3 protein-coding genes and 2 pseudogenes are annotated in these 3,431 nt (G+C 66.5%); 2 read left to right on the top strand and 3 right to left on the bottom strand.

Translation table 11 applies throughout. From position 1 onward, the window contains the following. The first annotated feature begins 76 nt into the window (after nt 1–76). On the top strand, nt 77–550 hold the full coding sequence (locus JMF90_RS29760; RefSeq protein ID WP_011548076.1) for a VOC family protein: 474 nt from the start codon (nt 77–79) through the stop codon (nt 548–550). A gap of 175 nt (nt 551–725) precedes the next feature. On the opposite strand, the pseudogene JMF90_RS29755 reads toward JMF90_RS29760, so the two are convergent. The 3 genes and pseudogenes from JMF90_RS29755 to JMF90_RS29745 form a co-directional block, all read right to left on the bottom strand. Further along, nucleotides 726–1,494: pseudogene (locus JMF90_RS29755) on the bottom strand (AadA family aminoglycoside 3''-O-nucleotidyltransferase). A 48-nt stretch (nt 1,495–1,542) separates the two neighbouring features. Further along, nucleotides 1,543–1,632 (bottom strand): annotated as a pseudogene (locus JMF90_RS29750) (ATP-binding cassette domain-containing protein); the annotation flags it as partial. A 220-nt stretch (nt 1,633–1,852) separates the two neighbouring features. Beyond that, nucleotides 1,853–2,302, bottom strand: a complete 450-nt coding sequence (locus tag JMF90_RS29745; protein WP_011548077.1) for an HU family DNA-binding protein — start codon at nt 2,300–2,302, stop codon at nt 1,853–1,855. 267 nt (nt 2,303–2,569) lie between these two features. Here JMF90_RS29745 and JMF90_RS29740 point away from each other — a divergent pair. Beyond that, nucleotides 2,570–3,431 (top strand): acyltransferase (locus tag JMF90_RS29740; RefSeq protein WP_201325792.1); only part of this gene is annotated, 862 nt, incomplete at its 3' end.

Raw genomic sequence — 3,431 nt, 5'->3', positions numbered from 1 at the left:
CGCGTAATAACTTCGTATAGCATACATTATACGAAGTTATACGATGCCCCGGACCCATACAGACAGGAGACTCGTCATGACGATTCAGAAGATCACGCCTTTTCTCTGGTATTCGACGGAAGCCGAAGAAGCAGCGGCCTTCTATGCCGGCATCTTTCCGGATTCGCGCATCGTGCGCGTCACGGCGGTGCCCGGCACCGACAGCACGCGGATGGTCGAATTCGATCTGTTCGGGCAGCCATTTTTTGCGATGAGCCACCCGCGCACGGAGGCGTTCAACCACACGATCTCGCTGCTCGTCAGCTGCGCGGACCAGGCGGAACTCGACCGCTACTGGAGCGCCCTGCTCGACAACGGCGGCACGGCCGACGGCTGCGGCTGGTTGCGGGATCGTTATGGCGTGTCATGGCAGATCGTTCCGGAGGCGCTCATTCCGATGATGGCCGATCGCGACGCGGTCAAGGCGGGACGCGTGGCCGCCGCGATGATGCAGATGACCAAGTTCGACGACGCCGCGCTGAAGGCAGCCTTCGCGGGCACCGCGGGCTGACGGAGCGCGTCGGGCCGCACTCGCGTGACGCCGCGCCGGGTCGTCTGCACGGGCTCGGCTCGACGGGCTGCGCGTGTAGCGGGCTTGCATGCGTTTGCTATCCGTGGGCCGACCGGTAACCCGGTGGCGTACGTCATTGGCGTACGTCGTTTGCGTACGTCGCTGGCGCCCGTCGCTACGCCGACAGCATCGACTCGACCGTCCGCCGCGCGTAGCCGATGAATTCGGCCAGCGGTCCGCCCGACAGGATTGCCGCGCCCGCTTCGCCATCGAGATAGGCCGCTCGCGCAGCGGCTACGATCGGCCGGTGCACGTCCGGCAGGCGCTCCAGCACCCACGTCGCGGCGACGTCCTTCGGCGCGATCGCGCCGGTCGCGGCGCTGTACCAGATGCGTGCGAGCGCGAGCACGATGTTGCACGCGTCGCCACGCCAGTCCGGTTCGGCTTCCCACTGCGCAACGGTCGCGCGCGGGCACCGGCTCGAACAGCACGTCCGCAGGCGGCCCGACCAGTGCGACACCGTGCTGCCGCGCCTTCGTCAGCAGGATGGCCAGATCGTGATCGACCAGCGGCGGCTCGACGATGCCAGCTTCCAGATCGCCGCGCAGCCATTCGCCGAACTGCAACTCGCGTCGCGCCGGATGACGCCACGGCACCACGTCGTCGTGCGCGACGACGGTGACCTCCAGCGCGCGCATGCCACCGCTGCAACCGGGCGGCGCCGACGCGCCGAGCAGGTCCGACAGCAGTGCGCGTCGCACCGCTTCGTCCGGGCGCACCGCGACCGTCACCAGCAAATCGATGTCGCTGCGCGGTTTCAGGCCGCCGTCGAGCGCCGATCCGAACAGATGGACCGCTTGCAGCGTCGCACCGAGGTGCCGTTCGATCACGGCGCGCGCGGCGGCGAGCTGTGCGGCGATGTCGTGCGGAATGAAGCCCGTCACGACGACAAACCTGGCGATGCGCGCCCGACGGAGCGCGAAGAAACAACACCCGGGCAGCGCCATCGCGCGCGTCGACTTCCCCGCTCCCGATTCGCCGACGATGTCGAGCGTTTCGCCCTGCCGCACCGACACCGACATGCGTCGCGCGAACGAAGCTCGCCGCTCGGCGATGGGGATGCAGATGCGCGACATACGATCCGCCGCGTGCCACGCGTCAGGCAACCCGTCATCGCGACGCCGCCTGTTCGCTACCGCGCGCTTTGCGCGGCGCAATAAAAATCCCCGCACGCTTTCGCGTACGGGGATCTCGGGACATCGCAACGGCTGCCGACATGCATTCGGCAGTCGTTGCGCGGCATTACGCCGCCGCGTCCTTCAGCTTCTTCAGCGCACGTGCCTTCACGCGCACGCTGGCCGGCTTCGCCGGGAACCAACGCTCTTCGCCCGTGAACGGATCCTTGCCGAAGCGCTTCTTCTTCGCCGGCACGACTTGCGCCGTGATCTTCAGCAGACCCGGCAGCGTGAACTCGCCTGCGCCCTTCTTGTGGACCGAGCCCAGCACGACGTTCTCGAGTGCGACGAGCACTGCCTTGACCGCCTTCACTTCGACAGCTGCGCGCTCAGCGATGTGCGTTGCGAGCGATGCCTTCGTGAACTTGTCCTTCAGCGGCGTCGGAGCAGCCGGTGCTGCCTTCGCGACAGCCTTCTTGGCCACTACTTTCTTCGCGGGCGCAGCCTTTTTGGCAGCCACTTTCTTGGTCGCCGGTGCGGCAGCCTTCTTGGCCACCTTTTTTGCGGAAGTCGCCATGTTTCTCCTACCAGGTGTGGTCGTTGGATACACGAAGCGTGCAACGCGCGCGCTTCAACGCCGGATTCTACAAGCGCCTTGACGCTTCGTGCAGTACTTTTATGCGTTTTCGCGGGGTTTCCCGCAGGTTTTGTTGCGCGCGACCGACTTCATCGACGCTCGAGCATCCAAAAACACCTTCACGTATGGGCTCAAACGTGTCCGAACGCGAATTACGTTCGATATTTGCGCACCTATACTGGGCACGCTCAATGCCCGGATGCCTCCATGCGCGAAGTCAGATACGTCAAAGGACTCGACGGCCTGCGAGCCCTCGCCGTCATCCTCGTTTTCCTGTCCCACAAGGGCCATGTCCTTGCCGTCGACGTCGGCAAGCTCGGCGTGTGGACGTTTTTCCTCATCAGCGGATTCCTGATCGTCGGCGAGTTGCATCGCAACCGCCAGGCGGTCGAGCGCGGCACCATGACGCGCCGTCACGCACTCGCGCTGTTCCTCGCGAAGCGCGCGCTGCGGATCTTTCCCGTGTATTACCTGCTGCTCGCCGCGCTCGCGATCGCACACGCGCTGTTCTACCAGCGCGGCGTCAATCTCGGGCTCGCATGGCACGCGGCGTTCCTGTCGAATTACTGGATCGGCGTCGTCAAGGACGGCTGGCCCGGCTCCACGTCGCACTTCTGGAGCCTCGCCGTTGAACAGCAGTTCTATCTGATCGCACCGCTCGCGCTGCTCACGGTGCCCGCCGCGCGACACGTCGCGCTCGGCGTCGCGGCCGTCGTGCTGTGCGCGATCGCGCATCTCGCGCTCTACCTGTCGGACGCGTCGCCGGTGCTGATCTACGCGTTTTCCCCGTGGAATTTCGCGCTGATCGCGCTCGGCGGCGTCGGCGCGATGGCGCTCGCCGATCGCGGCGCGACGGCCGCGCGCCGCGTGCCGCCCGGCTGGCTCGGCGCGGCAGGCGTCGTGTTCTTCCTCGTGCTGCCGGCGTTCACGGCGCTGCCCGATGCGGTCGCGGGGCTCGCGGATCTCGGCCTGTCGGCGTCGCTCGCCGCTCTGATGCTGTGGATCGTCAGCGCGCCCGAGCATCCCGTCGTCGCGCTGCTCGACTGGGCGCCGCTCGCCTATCTCGGCA

It is taken from the genome of Burkholderia sp. E168m23 (genome assembly GCF_016586125.1).
Lineage (GTDB): Bacteria > Pseudomonadota > Gammaproteobacteria > Burkholderiales > Burkholderiaceae > Burkholderia > Burkholderia orbicola.
Note: the sequence above shows the minus strand (reverse complement) of the source record. Positions and strands in the feature narration are given on the sequence as shown.

Coding starts and splice junctions, on each gene's coding strand:
- JMF90_RS29760 (WP_011548076.1), top strand. CDS start 77: ATGACGATTCAGAAGATCACGCCTTTTCTCTGGTATTCGACGGAAGCC.
- JMF90_RS29745 (WP_011548077.1), bottom strand. CDS start 2,302: ATGGCGACTTCCGCAAAAAAGGTGGCCAAGAAGGCTGCCGCACCGGCG.